General features: G+C 55.7%; 13 protein-coding genes. 5 read left to right on the top strand and 8 right to left on the bottom strand.

Going from position 1 to position 13,573, the window contains the following annotated elements:
* Positions 1-289: 289 nt before the first annotated feature.
* A complete protein-coding gene (locus ACOTXF_RS17865; protein ID WP_172513595.1) occupies positions 290-1,090 on the top strand; it encodes a mannosyl-3-phosphoglycerate phosphatase-related protein in 801 nt (266 codons plus the stop codon).
* Here ACOTXF_RS17865 and dgcQ read toward each other — a convergent pair.
* From dgcQ to ACOTXF_RS17850, 3 genes are all read right to left on the bottom strand, one after another.
* Complete coding sequence (gene dgcQ, locus ACOTXF_RS17860) at positions 1,075-2,775, bottom strand: cellulose biosynthesis regulator diguanylate cyclase DgcQ (RefSeq protein ID WP_234115296.1); 1,701 nt, start codon at positions 2,773-2,775, stop codon at positions 1,075-1,077. The two genes, ACOTXF_RS17865 and dgcQ, sit on opposite strands and share 16 nt — an antisense overlap.
* Before the next feature lie 73 nt (positions 2,776-2,848).
* Complete coding sequence (locus ACOTXF_RS17855; protein ID WP_008500307.1) at positions 2,849-3,031, bottom strand: YodC family protein; 183 nt, start codon at positions 3,029-3,031, stop codon at positions 2,849-2,851.
* Between the two features lie 78 nt (positions 3,032-3,109).
* Positions 3,110-4,021: a DUF808 domain-containing protein gene (locus ACOTXF_RS17850; RefSeq protein WP_008500306.1), complete on the bottom strand. Its 912-nt coding sequence runs from the start codon at positions 4,019-4,021 to the stop codon at positions 3,110-3,112.
* Between the two features lie 178 nt (positions 4,022-4,199).
* Between ACOTXF_RS17850 and yedA the strand changes: the two genes are divergently transcribed.
* A complete protein-coding gene (yedA, locus tag ACOTXF_RS17845; RefSeq protein WP_021241392.1) occupies positions 4,200-5,114 on the top strand; it encodes a drug/metabolite exporter YedA in 915 nt (304 codons plus the stop codon).
* On the opposite strand, the gene ACOTXF_RS17840 is transcribed toward yedA, so the two are convergent.
* The 3 genes from ACOTXF_RS17840 to ACOTXF_RS17830 form a co-directional block, all read right to left on the bottom strand.
* The gene (locus ACOTXF_RS17840; protein ID WP_008500303.1) at positions 5,086-5,577 is read right to left on the bottom strand and encodes a very short patch repair endonuclease; all 492 of its coding nucleotides are present in this window, start codon (positions 5,575-5,577) and stop codon (positions 5,086-5,088) included. The two genes, yedA and ACOTXF_RS17840, sit on opposite strands and share 29 nt — an antisense overlap.
* Positions 5,558-6,973 (bottom strand): DNA cytosine methyltransferase, encoded by a 1,416-nt coding sequence (locus ACOTXF_RS17835; RefSeq protein ID WP_234115303.1) that lies wholly within the window; start codon positions 6,971-6,973, stop codon positions 5,558-5,560. Before ACOTXF_RS17835 ends, ACOTXF_RS17840 begins: the two co-directional genes overlap by 20 nt.
* Before the next feature lie 61 nt (positions 6,974-7,034).
* The gene (locus ACOTXF_RS17830) at positions 7,035-7,736 is read right to left on the bottom strand and encodes a phosphohydrolase (protein ID WP_059360966.1); all 702 of its coding nucleotides are present in this window, start codon (positions 7,734-7,736) and stop codon (positions 7,035-7,037) included.
* 284 nt (positions 7,737-8,020) lie between these two features.
* Between ACOTXF_RS17830 and ompC the strand changes: the two genes are divergently transcribed.
* The gene (ompC, locus tag ACOTXF_RS17825) at positions 8,021-9,163 is read left to right on the top strand and encodes a porin OmpC (RefSeq protein WP_023325575.1); all 1,143 of its coding nucleotides are present in this window, start codon (positions 8,021-8,023) and stop codon (positions 9,161-9,163) included.
* Between the two features lie 57 nt (positions 9,164-9,220).
* Here the strand turns inward: ompC and ACOTXF_RS17820 are convergent, their stop codons facing one another.
* A complete protein-coding gene (locus ACOTXF_RS17820) occupies positions 9,221-10,084 on the bottom strand; it encodes an N-acetylmuramic acid 6-phosphate etherase (protein WP_234115295.1) in 864 nt (287 codons plus the stop codon).
* Positions 10,085-10,249: 165 nt separating this feature from the next.
* Between ACOTXF_RS17820 and ACOTXF_RS17815 the strand changes: the two genes are divergently transcribed.
* A complete protein-coding gene (locus tag ACOTXF_RS17815; RefSeq protein ID WP_008500297.1) occupies positions 10,250-11,866 on the top strand; it encodes a sensor histidine kinase in 1,617 nt (538 codons plus the stop codon).
* Entirely contained in the window at positions 11,863-12,582 is a 720-nt protein-coding gene (dcuR, locus tag ACOTXF_RS17810; RefSeq protein ID WP_008500296.1) for a two-component system response regulator DcuR, read from the top strand. The genes ACOTXF_RS17815 and dcuR overlap by 4 nt, the downstream gene beginning before the upstream one ends.
* Here dcuR and ACOTXF_RS17805 read toward each other — a convergent pair.
* Entirely contained in the window at positions 12,563-13,525 is a 963-nt protein-coding gene (locus ACOTXF_RS17805) for an FAD:protein FMN transferase (protein ID WP_234115294.1), read from the bottom strand. The two genes, dcuR and ACOTXF_RS17805, sit on opposite strands and share 20 nt — an antisense overlap.
* Positions 13,526-13,573 lie beyond the last annotated feature (48 nt).

Here is a 13,573-nt window from a genome sequence, read left to right as displayed (position 1 = left end):
CCCGGTCATGGGGATGACCGGGATCAAAACTTGCTTATGCAAGAAGCACTTGAAAATTCGTTACACCAGGAAATCTGATGTACATGCCACACTATCCCCAACGAATTTGTCTGACAAGCATATATTCTTAGGATGAATATAATATTTTTAACATAATGCTTTTGGTTATGAGCAATAACATACGCCGAATGCGGGTTTGCAAGGGAATACTCTCATTTCTCCGGTTAACAATTCGGATTTTTTTTAGGAATTTTCTTAGAGAGAAACGCATCCGTCACCGGGAGTCACTATGCCTTCACTGCGGGATACCTTGCTGATTTTTTCCGACCTGGATGGCTCGTTGCTGGATATTCATACCTATGACTGGCAACCCGCCATGCCCTGGCTGGACAGGCTGCAGGATAACCAGATTCCGATCATTCTCTGCAGCAGCAAAACCGCGGCAGAGATGCTTGATATTCAGCAGGATCTGGGGCTGGAAGGCCTGCCGTTTATTGCCGAGAACGGCGCGGTGATTCAGCCTGACGTGCGCTGGGACAATATCCAGCGTCAGATTAGAGGGATGACGCACCGGGATATTCGTCCGCGGATCGAGCAGATTCGCCTGCAGACGGGCTTTAAATTCACCACCTTTGACGATGTGGATGAGCACGTTATTAGCGAGTGGACCGGACTGACGCGCTACCGTTCGATGCTTGCCCGCAAGCACGAAGCCTCCGTCACGCTGATCTGGCGCGATACCGACGAGAACTTGCTTCAGTTTGAAGAGGAACTGGCGCACAGCGGCCTGCAATGCCTGCAGGGGGCGCGCTTCTGGCATATTCTGGACGCCCGCTGCGGTAAAGACGTGGCGGTTAACTGGCTGATTGAACGGTATCGCGAGCAGGAAGACATAGACCCCACCACGCTAGGGCTCGGCGACGGTCCCAACGATGCGCCGCTGCTCGACAGCATGGACTTCGCGGTGGTGATCAAGGGGATTAACCGCCAGGGCATCACGCTACGGGACGATAACCCCGCGCGGGTCTATCACACCCAACAGCCCGGGCCTGCGGGCTGGCAGGAGGGGCTGGATCATTTCCTGTCCTGATCCCGCCACACGACCCGGTTACGCCCGCTCTGCTTGGCCTGATACAGCCGGGCGTCCGCCACGGACTGCAGCTGTTCAAAATCGTAATTGCCCGTTTCATCCGCGCTGCTGACGCCCAGTGACGCGCTGATGCGCAGGGTTGTGCTCTTCTTCACCAGGATCTCCTTACTGTTGATTCGGCAACGAATGCGTTCGGCGACGCCTCTCGCCTCCTCCAGACCAAGACCGGGAAGGACCACACAAAACTCTTCGCCACCGACGCGTCCGGCCACGTCATTCTTGCGTAACGCGCTGGCAATCACGCCTGCCGTATGGGAAAGCACCTTATCACCGGCCTGATGGCCAAAACGGTCGTTGATGTTTTTAAAATAGTCGAGATCGATCTGAATCACCGAGAACAGCAGCGACTGCTGACGACAGGTTTCCGCCAGCAATTTTGCGCGGTCGAACAGCGCGCCGCGATTATTCAATCGGGTCAGCGGATCGTGCCAGGCCTGCCACTGGAGCGAGTGCTGAAGCGTATACATGTTACTCACCATCCGACGGATCACCAGCCACGAGATCAACAGCATGGCGGTAAAGAGCGCCCACAGCAGCGCCAGCACAATGCTGATACTGCCGAAGTCGTCCTGCACCCCTTCGTGCAGGGTGTGGATCCGCAGGACGACGCCATCGAAATGATCGAGCCGCTCCCAGGTGATAAACCGGCTCCCGAGGCGGATACCGCCGCCGGTATCATGCTCAATCGCCTGGGCAATCTGCGCCGTTTCGCGTTCGTCAAACTGGTTAACCGGACTCCCCGCGTGGGCTGAGGTGGCAATCATATTAAGCCTAGTATCGTACAGCTGATACTCCCCCTCCGTCCGGTCTTCCGTCGCGTCGGTCAGCAAACGCTGCATCGTGTCTAATGTAAAATCCATCGCCACGACGCCGTACCAGTAATGATCGAAATAGATGGGAACGCTGGCGGTGATCGTGCGTTCATCCCCGGTCCAGGATGAAGGCGTGGAGATAAACCAGCGCACGGCGCGGGCGCGGTTGTTACGCTCTGACTGCTGGGTAAACCAGGACTGTGTGACCAGATTATAATAGCGGGCGGTAATATCACCCGCCCGATCCGGCGTATCCGTGGAAAGGAAAAATCCGGCGCGGGAGACGTAGATCACCCGCGCTTCCGTTTGCACTCTCGATGACGCCAGCCTGAGCAGATACCCCACTTCGAGCGCGGCAGAAATTTCATGACTGATGCGTTCAGCGTCCCGATTCAGAAGCGTGGTTTTATCCACGAACGCATCCGAGACCCCGTTGATGGGAAGGGTGCGCTTTTTATCAACGGCGAGCTGCCAGGTGGGGAGCATGCGGACGGTGTTAAAGCGTGACACCGCGTCCTGTAGGACATCAAAGGCCAGCGGCGTCTCGATTGCATCATGCATGCCCTGGCGGAATAACAGCATCCTGTCAACGCTGTTCTGTAACTGCCTGTCCAGCGAACTGGCCACCGTATCCAGATGGTTGCGCTGGCTGGAGATGTACGCTTCTTCCAGCACCACCACCTCACGCCAGGTCAGGAGCGTGGAAAACACCAGAACGATCAGAAAACAGAGATTAACAATCCGCCCCGGATTGCTACGCTTATGCAGCCATTGCAAAAAAGTTTGTCTTACAACAAAGGTATCGCGCTGCACACACACTCCCTGATTACTGCTCTATACCCGAAACCTGAGATAAAAACGCCCGGCAAAGCCGGGCGTTATGTGATTAAGCCTTGTCCCGTTTGTGCTGCCCGTCCCCCGGCTGAAGCTCATCTTCACGGAATGCTTCCCGCTTGATGCTATAGCCATCGTGCCACCGGCATTCCACCATTCCGCTGGAATACCCGGTGACGATCATACGTGGGCCGCCCTTTTTAGGCTTAACTTCATCACTGACCAAAAAGACCATACCTGCCTCCTGTATCAGGGTGAAACTGTTTCAATTTAGACGAGGAATGGTCTTTTTGCATCCTGCCGACGGTAACAATTAGTGCGACGTACCGCGAATTTTCTCAACCAGCTTCACCGCCGCAACGACGATAGCGCCAATGATAAAGCCCAGCACCAGGTTCAGCAGCGTGGGCAGAATCGCCGCGATAACGGCCCCCTGCGTGGAGGAGAAATGTTCGATGGCATGGTGCAGCGGCGCAATGCCGTGAACCACAATTCCGCCGCCTACGAGGAACATCGCCAGCGTGCCCACCACCGACAAGCTCTTCATCAGCCAGGGCGCCAGCACCAGCAGGCTTTTGCCGATGCCTCTTGCCACCGCGCTCGACTTTTCTTCCAGCCAGTAGCCAATATCGTCCAGCTTGACGATCAGTCCCACCAGACCGTACACGCCCACGGTGACCAGAATCGCGATGCCGGAGAGGATCAGGACCTGGTTCAGAAGCGGCGCGTCAGAGACAATCCCCAGCGTAATCGCGACGATTTCCGCAGACAGGATAAAGTCGGTCCGAATAGCGCCTTTGACCTTATCGCGCTCGAAGGTTTTTGGATCCTGCGCGGCCAGCGCTTCAAGACGCTGCTGGCGCACCTCCGGCGTATCGCTCTGCTTGCGCGCGCTAAAGGAATGCAGCACTTTCTCCACGCCCTCGAAGCAGAGAAATGCCCCACCGATCATCAGTAACGGCGTGATGGCCCAGGGGATAAAGGCGCTGATCAGCAATGCCAGCGGCACCAGGATCACCTTATTCAGGAAGGAACCTTTCGCCACGCCCCACACCACTGGCAGTTCACGGTTTGCCCTCACCCCACTCACCTGCTGCGCGTTAAGCGATAAATCATCGCCCAGCACGCCTGCGGTTTTCTTCGCCGCCAGTTTCCCCATCACTGAAATGTCGTCCAGTAGGGTGGCTATATCATCCAGCAATGTTAATAAGCTACTTCCTGCCAAAATCTTAATCCTTCATTTTTTGGTAATTAAGTGAATAGTATGGAGCAAAAGCGCAAACCCGGAAACAGGCACCTTACGTCAACAAAAAATTCACATCAGCTACACAATTAAAGGGCTCGCCAGCGCGATAGTTTTCGCGTTTACTATCAGCGACCTTTTTATTTCGTCGTGAGGGATTATGCGTTTCCGGCAATTACTACCGCTCATCGGGGCACTCTTTTCGCTGTACATCATCTGGGGCTCAACCTACTTTGTCATTCGCATCGGCGTGGAAAGCTGGCCGCCGCTGATGATGGCGGGCATCCGCTTCCTTTCGGCGGGTATCCTGCTGCTGGCCTTCCTGATGCTGCGCGGGCATAAGCTTCCCCCGCTGCGCCCGATGCTGAATGCCGCCCTGATCGGCCTGCTGCTGCTGGCAGTGGGGAACGGGTTTGTGACGATTGCCGAGCACCAGAACGTCCCGTCCGGGATCGCCGCCGTGGTCGTTGCCACCGTACCGCTGTTTACCCTCTGCTTCAGCCGTCTTTTTGGCATCCGCACCCGCAAGCTGGAATGGCTGGGGATTGGGATTGGGCTGGCCGGCATTGTTCTGCTCAACAGCGGCGGCAACCTGAGCGGGAATCCGTGGGGCGCGGTGATTATCCTGATCGGCTCGATGAGCTGGGCGTTCGGCTCCGTCTACGGGTCGCGTATCGAACTGCCGACCGGCATGATGGCCGGTGCGATTGAGATGCTCGCCGCGGGGATTGTCCTGCTTCTGGCCTCCACCCTGACGGGAGAAAAGCTGACCGCGCTGCCGGACCTGTCGGGCTTTCTCGCGGTAGGCTACCTGGCGCTGTTTGGCTCTATCATCGCCATTAACGCCTATATGTTCCTGATCCGCAACGTCTCACCGGCGGTCGCCACCAGCTACGCCTACGTTAACCCGGTCGTGGCCGTGCTGCTCGGGACAGGACTGGGAGGAGAAACGCTCTCGCCTGTGGAATGGATTGCTTTAGGGATCATCGTGTTTGCCGTCGTGCTGGTCACGCTGGGCAAATATTTGCTGCCGGCAAAACCGGTGGTCACGCCTTGTGAGGTGGAGAAACCGTAAGCAGGTGAATACCCTGGGTGTCGATCTGCGCGGTCTGACCGCCGCCGCAGATCCACTCTTCCAGCCGTTCGCGCAGATCGGTATCGTTCAGCTTTAGTCTGCCTCTCAGCGCACACTCCCAGACGATCAGCACCCGCCAGCCCTGCGCAATAAGCATTGAGAGATCCCGTTTGTCGCGCTCGACGTTTTTACCAATCTTATCCAGCCAGAAATCGGTGCGCGTCGCGGGGACTTTAAACAGGTAGCAGTCGTGATGGTGCCAGAAGCAGCCGTGAGTAAAGATGATGCACTGCCAGGCGTCGAGGACGAAATCGGGACGCCCCGCCAGGGCGGGATCCTGCACGCGAAAGTCAAACCCTGCCTGCGTCAGCAGCGCGGCCAGGCGCTTTTCAATGGCGGTGTCACGCGTGCCGATGGCACGCATGTTTTTACTGCGCGTGGCCTTATCGTGAACGTCCGTCATTGACGGCCTCACTCTGGCGTAGCGCCACCGCCTGTCTGATGCGCGGAGCCAGCAGTTTTGCGACAGCCGCAAACGCGGGAACGACGACCGAGTTACCAAACTGGCGGTACGCCTGGGTGTCTGAAACCGGAATGCGGAAACCGTAGCCTTGCGGCGTTTCAAAGCCCATCAACCGGGCGCATTCCCGCGGCGTTAAGCGCCGTGGGCGATGACGCTGGTTGTGCGGATCGTCGAAATCTTTTTCGCCCAGCGCTTTGTCCCAGCCTCTGTCGATCAGGATTTCCGCGCCGTCTTTATAGTAGCGAGCAGACAGCGTGCGGGTGACGCTGTGCGGATCGTTCGGGTTGACCATCCCAAAACCGAAGCCGTTGCCTTTCGCCTGATGCTTCTTGGCATAGCGGTAGAGGTATTTCCACAGCACCGGGGTCAGGATAAATTTCGCGTCGACGACCGGTTCCAGCAGGGCGGCCACGGTAGGACGGCGCTCGGGATACAGAGAAGGAATATCCCGCAGGGTGAAATCCCCTTTCAGATTGAGATCGCGGCGGAAGCCCACCAGCACGATACGTTCGCGATGCTGGGGCAGGAAATGTTTCCCATCAATGATTTTAGGATCGTCCGCGCCCATGTCCTCTGAATCGGCCACGTCATAACCCAGCTCATCCAGCGTTTGCATGATAATGCGGAAGGTTTTCCCGCCGTCGTGGCTTTTTAAGTTTTTGACGTTTTCCAGTACAAAAATGGCTGGACGACGGGCGTCAATAATGCGCGCCACGTCAAAAAACAGCGTTCCCTGCGTATCGCAGGCGAAACCGTGGGCGCGTCCGAGGGCATTCTTCTTGGAGACGCCGGCCAGCGAAAAAGGCTGGCACGGAAAGCCGGCCAGCAGCACGTCATGCGCGGGGATCGTCTGACGAATATGCTCGGCGGCCTGCTCATCGCTCACGCCGCTTTTATGGCTCAGGGTGACATCGCGAATATCGGCGTTGAAATGATGCTCGTGCGGGTCGCAGTACCAGTTGGCCTTATAGGTCCGCACGGCGTGCTTGTTCCACTCGCTGGTAAATACGCACTGTCCGCCGATAGCTTCAAAACCGTGCCGAATACCGCCGATACCGGCAAACAGATCGATAAACCGGAAGGCATAGTTCGGGTGCGCGGCAGAAGGTCGCGGAAGCAGGTTTTGCAGATAACGAAACTCGCCTTCACTCAGGCGACGCCCTGCTCGCTCGCTGGTCAGCAGACGTTTAAGGATCGCCGGGCTCCAGTGGCTTTCGCCGTTTGCCACCAGCAGACTGGCCAGCGTTTTAGCATCATAGATATCCAACAGCTGGCGAAGTAAGGCCTGCACCGTTGCCGTTGATTTCTCAGCCTGCGCGGGCGCGGGCTCTTTCACTGCTCGATTTTCCTGCATTCTTTTAACCGGAGAGTAAAGACTGGGAACAGATTACCACAGTTCAGTTGCGCAAACTGCGACGGAAGCGGCTCAGCACCTGGCTATCCAGCCCGAGGCAGTCGCCGTGTAATTCGGCGCTGAGTTTCGCCATAAACTGGATCAGGAAATCGGCATTGTGACGTGCCAGTTCGCGGCCCATTTCCGTCTGCATTGTATCAGGCAAACGCAGCAGCTTGGTCTGAAAATGGTCGAGGGCAAATGCCCTATCGTCGAGGGATCGCGCATCGGCAAAGGGATCGTCCGCGTCAAATAGCGGCACGCCCAGCGCGCCCGAGACGGCAAAAACGCGCGCCAGGCCGATAGCACCTAACGCTTCCAGCCGGTCAGCGTCCTGCACTATTTTGGCTTCCATACTCTGCGGCGCGATTTCGGCGCTAAAGCTGTGCGCCTCAATCGCGTGCGCGACGGCGGCAATGTGCTCTGGCGGAAAGTCCGGAAAGTCGCGGCGCAGAATGTCGCTCGTCTTACGCGCGGCGAGCCTTGACGACTGCCTGCGTTCGGGATGATTTTTCGGCAGGCTGACAATATCGTGGAAATAGCATGCGGCCAGAATCACCCGCGGCTCGACCGCGTGGTGAACCATGATTTTTTGCGCCGTCATCCAGACCCGTCGAAAATGCGAAATATCATGTGCGGTATCGTCGTTCTGATGATTTTCCTTGAGCCAGCGCTCAAAGCCATGCTGCCACCGGGCCAGTTCCATCGTCATGTCCTGTTGTTAAAAAGAGGATGAATTATAACATAGCCAAATTAAATAAATTAAAAAATAGAAATGCGAAATATTTAATAATAATTACACCTTATAAATTCAATTAATTAATTCACCGGAAAAATAAAGAGATTTATAGAAATAATTTGAAATATTTCATCGAATTTTATTACATTTATTTTTGAAACTAAATCACATCTCCTGGAATAGTATCAACCCTGTAATTACGGAGGGTAATTACATATATTCATATAAATTATCTTTAAAGGGAATATATAATGAAAAGAAAAGTTCTGGCAATTCTTGTACCCGCGTTATTAATGGCAGGCGCAGCAAATGCGGCTGAAATGTACAACAAAGACGGCAATAAAGTTGACCTGTACGGTAAGGTCGACGCGCGTCATACCTTCTCTGACAACCCTGGCGACGACGGCGATGAAACCTATGTACAGATTGGTTTCAAAGGCGAAACCCAGATCACTAACGACCTGACCGGTTACGGCCAGTGGGAATATAAAACCTACGCTAACGATACCGAAGGCGCGGGTGATAAATCCTTTAACCGTCTGGCATACGCTGGCCTGAAATTTGGCGAATACGGTTCATTTGATTATGGCCGTAATTACGGCGTCGTGTACGACGTTGAAGCGTGGACCGATATGCTGCCTGTATTTGGCGGTGATTCCTACACCTGGACTGATAACTTTATGGTTGGCCGTACCAACGGTGTTGCGACCTATCGTAATAATGATTTCTTTGGTCTGGTTGATGGCCTGAACTTTGCGCTGCAGTATCAGGGTGCTAACGAAGGTGCAAACGCTAACGAAGATCAGGAAGGCACTAAAAACGGTCATAAAGACGTACGCTTCCAGAACGGCGACGGCTTCGGTATGTCCACCTCCTATGACTTCTCTGGCGATCTGTCCGGCCTGAGCCTGGGTGCGGCGTACTCTTCTTCTGACCGTACCAACGATCAGGTTGCCTACGGCAAAGCCGCAGAAAGCATCGGTTTTGCGGGTGGCGAAAAAGCTGAAGCCTGGACCGTTGGCGCGAAATACGACGCAAACAGCGTTTACCTGGCGATGATGTATGCGGAAACCCGCAACATGACGCCAATCGGCAACGTTGGTATCGCCAACCAGACTCAGAACTTTGAAGCGGTTGCACAGTACCAGTTCGACTTCGGTCTGCGTCCTTCCCTAGCATGGGTTTACTCAAAAGGTAAAGACCTGGACGGTAAAGGATTCAATCAGGATCTGGTTAACTACATCGACCTGGGCATGACCTACAGCTTCAACAAAAACTTCTCCACTTATGTTGATTACAAAATCAACATGCTGGACAACGATGAAGCGCTGTATGACGCATACGGTATTTCCACCGACGACATCGTTGGTGTGGGCATGACCTACCAGTTCTAACCTCTAAAAATACCAAAGGCCGCATCTGCGGCCTTTTTTATTTCTTAACGGTACGTATTACGGCGCTTCCTGCAGCGCCACGCGGATAAACCCGTTATTCTGCGCCAGCACCTCATGAGCTTTCCACGCATCCAGCCCTGTCAGCACCATCAATACCGCTGTTTTACAGTGATGGTTACAGCTCTCCAGCGCCGCTTTTGCCTCCGCCCGGGAGCATCCCCCCGCTTCCATTACAATGGCGATTTGACGTTCGGCCCATTTGGTGTTGCTTGCCTCAAGATCCACCCGCAGGTTGCTGTATACGCGCCCGGTTCTAACGGCCAGCCCGGTAGCGATCATCGAGAGGATCATTTTTTGCGCGATCCCCGCTTTGGTGTTGAGATAGCCGGCCACCACATCGGCACCCAGTTCGGGGGCTATAACCATACTCGCCAGCTGCGCGGCTTCACTTTGCGCATCACCGGTAATCACGGCGACCGGCGAACCCAGCGACCATGCATGCCGCATCGCTCCCCAGACCCACGGCGTTTTTCCGCTGACGGTCACGGCCAGCATCATATCGTGTTCACCAAATTTAATGGCCTGCAGGTCGGAAACGCCGCGCTCGTAGCTCCCTTCCCCCTCTTGTGCCGTTACGGCCATCACAGGGGTTTTGCCCGGCGCATAGTCATCGGCAACCTGTTGCGCGACGCGGCCAGACGGCCCCGCCCCGACAATGACCAGGCGACCACCGTGATTGAGGGTCGCGGCAGCGTTATCCACCGCACGGGCAATCGTCTGTAAGCAAGGGGTGATAGCAGCAGAAATGAGTGCATCATCCTGGTGAATGACTTTCAGCATGTCCAGCGTGGACAATCTATCGATATTCATCGTGCTGGCGTGCCGTCTTTCCTTGACCGAACCGGTAAGCATAATGCTCATAAACAGCCTCCTTATTATGAGTACCCACACACTATAAAGTGTTTTATATAGATGACCTGCGAGGAGGGTCACGAAAAGAGGACCAAATCCACGCTTTTACATGGCTTTAAGAAAAGTGCGTCATCGGCGATAATTACCCTCTTACTTAATCATCGCGGAGTATTGATGAGCGATTTGCAGCCTTTCCTTCCGACGCGCAAGCGCCCCATGAAACTCAATACGCTGGTCACGCTGATGGTGTGCGCGATTATCGGTTCAGTTCTGCTGGTGGTTTTTGCGCTCTATTCGGTGCAGATCACCCGCGCAACGCGCGATGATGTCAAAGACACCGCGCTCGGCATTGCCCGCACCCTCGCCGACAGCCCCGAGATCCAGCGCGGCCTGATGCAGGCACCGCAGGAGAACATTATTCAGCCCATCGCCCAGGCGGTGACGAAGCGAAACGATCTGCTGTTCACCGTGGTCACTGATATGCGCGGGATCCGCTACTCTCATCCGAATGAGGCGCTGCTCGGGCTGCATTTTATCGGTGACGATTTAACCCCCGCGCTAGAAGGCAAAGAGAACGTTTCGGTTAACCGGGGCGCGCTCGCCGAAGCGCTGCGCGTTTTTACGCCCGTCTACGACGCGCAGCACGAGCAGATTGGCGTGGTGGTCGTCGGAATCTCCCTGAATAAGGTTGAAGAGCAGATCGCTCGCGGGCGGCTAAACGCCGTCTGGACCATTTTGTTCAGTATTTTTATGAGTTCTATGGCGATTTGGGGTCTGGTGCGGGTTCTGAAGCGCATTCTGTTCGGGCTCGAACCCTACGAAATCTCCGCCCTGTTCGAACAGCGCCAGGCGATGCTGCAGTCGCTTCGCGAGGGTGTTCTGGCCGTTGATATACACGGGCGCGTGACGATGATTAATCAGACCGCCAGAGAAATATTGCTTCTCCCCGCCGGCAAGCAGACCGAAAACACCAGCGCGCCCCTGCTGGCCAGCCTTCGTGACGTCTCGAAGACGGGCGTCGCACGCCAGGATCAGGAGATCAGCTGCAACGGTCGGCTATTGCTGTGCAACATGGTCCCCGTGAAAAGTCAGGATCGGGTGATCGGCGCCATCACCACCTTCCGTGATAAAACGGAAGTCAGCCAGCTGATGCAGCGTCTGGACGGCATGGTTAACTACGTCGATGCCCTGCGCGCCCACACCCACGAGTTTATGAATAAACTGCATGTGATACTCGGCCTGCTGAATATTAAGCGCTACGACAAGCTGGAAGAGTACATTCTCCAGACGGCACATCATTACCAGACGGATATCGGTACGATACAGAGCAAGGTAAAATCCCCGGTGGTTGCCGGGTTCCTGCTGGGTAAAATCAACCGGGCGAAAGAAGCGGGCGTCACCCTGACGCTGGCGGATGAAAGCCAGATACCGGATACCGCAAGTGAAGAGCAGGTCGCGGTGCTGATCACCGCGCTGGGCAACCTCATTGAAAACGCGCTCGACGCGATGGAAGGACAGCAGGAGGGCGAGATCGGCCTGCTGCTGCATTATCAGAATGGCTGGCTCAGCTGTGAAGTCAGCGACGATGGCCCCGGCATTGATCCCACTCAGCTGGAGTCTATTTTTACAAAGGGCTTCTCAACAAAAGGTGAAAACCGCGGCGTTGGGCTGTTCCTTGCTCGCCAGCAGATTCAGAACCTTGGCGGCGATATCTCCGTCGAGTCTGAGCCCGGCGTATTTACCCAATTTTTTGTTCACATCCCCTGGGATAGCGAGAGGAAAATCGCGTGATAAATGTGTTAATTGTCGATGATGACGCCATGGTAGCCGACCTCAACCGTCTGTATGTCAACCGTGTTGAAGGCTTTAGCTGCTGCGGCGTCGCCTCCACGCTAAGCCAGGCCGAGGCCATCATTAATAACCCCAGCCAGCCCGTCGATCTGGTGCTGCTGGATGTCTATATGCAGCAGGATAACGGGCTGGATCTGCTGCCCGTGATTCGCGCATCCGGCCGCCCAATCGACGTGATCATGATCTCCTCGGCCGCCGACGCCGCAACGATCCAGACCTCCATCCATTACGGCGTGGTGGATTATCTGATAAAGCCGTTCCAGTTCCCGCGCTTTGAAGAGGCGCTGAACGGCTGGAAGGCCAAGCACAGCCTGATGGGGTCGCACCAGTATTACGAGCAGGCGGACGTCGACCGGCTGATCCACGGCGGGGCGCCGGAACTGGCGGACAGCAAAAAGCTGCCGAAAGGGTTAACGCCGCAAACGCTGCGCACGATTTGCCAGTGGATTGACGCTCACCCGGAGACGGAGTTTTCCACCGACGATCTGGCAAACGCGGTCAATATTTCCCGCGTGTCCTGCCGCAAATACCTGATCTGGCTGGCGCAAATCAATATTCTGTTCACCAGCATTCACTACGGCGCCACCGGGCGTCCGGTGTATCGCTACCGTCTCCAGCCGGAGCAAACGGGCCTGCTCAAGCAGTACTGTCAGTAACGCGGTAGGTATCATCCAGCAGGGTAAAGCGGAAGTGGTGTGCTGAAGAGAACACCACTTCTTTTGTTTTGGTCACAAAGATGGCCTCAATGTCGGGGCGCGCACGCAGCGCGGCACAGCCCTTCTCCACGCCCATGCCGTACATCAGCGTGGTCCAGATATCGCCGTCGATGGAATCTTTGGAAATGATGGTCACGCTGTCCAGTTCGTTATCGAGCGGGTAACCGGTGCGCGGATCAAGAATGTGGTGATAGCGTTTGCCGTCTTGTTCAAAATAGCGCTCGTACGTTCCCGACGTGACGACGGACACGTTCTCAACGATCATCGTGCCGATCAGCGCATCTCCGGCGAACGGTTTTTTCAGCCCGACGCTCCAGCCCCCTTCCGGCGAGCCTAACGTCTGAATGTTGCCGCCGAGGTTAATCAGCCCCAGCTCCGCGCCCTCTTTATGCAGGTAATCCCGCACCCAGTCGGCGATATAGCCTTTGGCAATCGCCCCCAGATCGATCTCCATCCCCGCTCTGGTCAGAAACACGCTGCTGCTGGCCTCATCAAGGAGAACATCCTCGGGCCGGGTTATCGCCAGCAGCGACACGATTTCATCGGCAGGCGGAACGCTGTCCCCCTGAAAGCCAATCTTCCAGCGCTTCACCAGCGGACCGATCGCCAGATTAAAGGCGCTGTCCTTGAGCAAGCTTGCCGCTTTTGCACAGCGGATCAGATCAAACACCGGCCGACTGACGGTGACCGGATGCTGCCCCGCCGCATGGTTAATGTCCATCACCTGCGAGTGCGCGCGGTTAACGGTGAGCAGATCTTCGTACTGTTTGATCAGACGAAACACGCGGGACGCGAGGGCTTCGTCATGGGAGAAGAGTTTCAGGAGGATGGGCGAGCCCATCAGAACGGCGGAGTAGCTGTAAACGCGATGGCTATCAGGCATGGCAGGAGTCCTCAGAAGTAGCCCCGGCAAGCTCCGCGCCGCCGGGGA

This window comes from Enterobacter cloacae complex sp. IR53041 (genome assembly GCF_049238285.1).
GTDB classification, from domain to species: domain Bacteria; phylum Pseudomonadota; class Gammaproteobacteria; order Enterobacterales; family Enterobacteriaceae; genus Enterobacter; species Enterobacter roggenkampii.
This window is presented reverse-complemented; position numbering and strand designations above follow the sequence as displayed.